This is a genomic window from Moorena sp. SIO3I6, assembly GCF_010672095.1.
In genome coordinates, this window is sequence record NZ_JAAHHU010001429.1 from 1 (window position 1) to 1290 (window position 1290).

The 1290-nt window shown below is 48.0% G+C and carries 1 protein-coding gene and 1 pseudogene; one reads left to right on the forward strand and one right to left on the reverse strand.

Translation table 11 applies throughout. The features are described 5' to 3' along the window. Positions 1 to 234, forward strand: a pseudogene (locus F6K49_RS49970) (hypothetical protein); the annotation flags it as partial. Here F6K49_RS49970 and F6K49_RS49975 read toward each other — a convergent pair. Beyond that, the coding region (locus F6K49_RS49975; protein ID WP_293110258.1) for an ATP-binding cassette domain-containing protein at positions 231 to 1290 on the reverse strand (1060 nt) is incomplete at its 5' end. The pseudogene F6K49_RS49970 and the gene F6K49_RS49975 overlap by 4 nt on opposite strands.

The window sequence follows — 1290 nt, forward strand, 5'->3', positions numbered from 1 at the left end:
TGTTTTGATTCTAGATTTCAGCCTCACGTCATTATTTTTTTTATTCCCTTTTCGTCATTTATGCTCTCCTACTCCCGATTCACGATTCCCGATTCCCGATTCCCGATTCCCGATTCACGATTCCCGATTCCCGATTCCCGATTCCCGATTCCCGATTCCCGATTCCCGATTCCCGATTCCCGATTCCCGATTCCCGATTCCCGATTCCCGATTCCCGATTCCCTACTCCCTTAAGCCGCCACCTGACTACTCTGCAACTTCCAATAGCGCGCATAGCGCTCACCTTGATGCAGAAGCGACTTATGAGTACCATGCTCCACAACCTCTCCTCGCTCTAGCACCAAAATCTGATCAGCCTCAGCAATGGTGGAAAGTCGATGGGCGATAACAATCACTGTTCGTTCCTTCTGGAACTGTTCCAATGCCTGCTGAATCAACTTCTCTGACTCACTATCTAAAGCACTGGTCGCTTCATCCAAGATTAAAATCTCTGGCTGCTTAATTAATGCCCGTGCCAGAGCCAATCGTTGCCGCTGTCCACCCGAGAGTTTATAGCCCCGCTCACCGACAACAGTTTCGTATCCATCAGGCAAGGCTAAAATAAACGTGTGGGCTTGGGCTGCAATAGCGGCTTCCACCACGTCATCAAAGCTTGCTGACGGACGACCGTAACGCAAATTCTCTAAAATACTGTCATTAAAAATAAACGTATCTTGACTGACCACCCCAATATCTCGTCGCCAATCTTCCAAGTGATAATCTGCTAGAGGACGACTATTGACTACAATATCTCCTGCCGTTGGTTGATACAGCCCGATGAACAAATCCACAATCGAAGACTTACCTGCCCCCGACTCCCCGACTAAGGCAGTTACCTTGTTTCGAGGCAGAGTAAAGGTGAGATTCTTGAGGGCAAAAGTATCATCGTTACTATAGGAAAGGCTTACAGACTTAAACTCAATATCTTCCCTTAGACCAGTAAACCGCTCCGTTCCCGAGTGCTCAAATACCTTATCCCGCTGGTCTAAAATCGTCTCTAACCGTACCATCCGGGCGCTGTTATCCACAAAAGATGTAATCGTTGCTGAAGTTCCTTTCAAGCGCCCCGATAACCGTTGCAAGGCCAGCAAAAAGGTCAACAACAGGGGTAGGATTGTCGCCTTACCCCCTTCAAATAGTACTGCTGAAACCGCCAAAATTCCCAGAGCTACCATGGGCAAGGTATCTAAAATTGGCCCCGGCAGGTACAAGACCACTGCCCGCTTTTTTAGTTGTTTCTCGATTTTACCT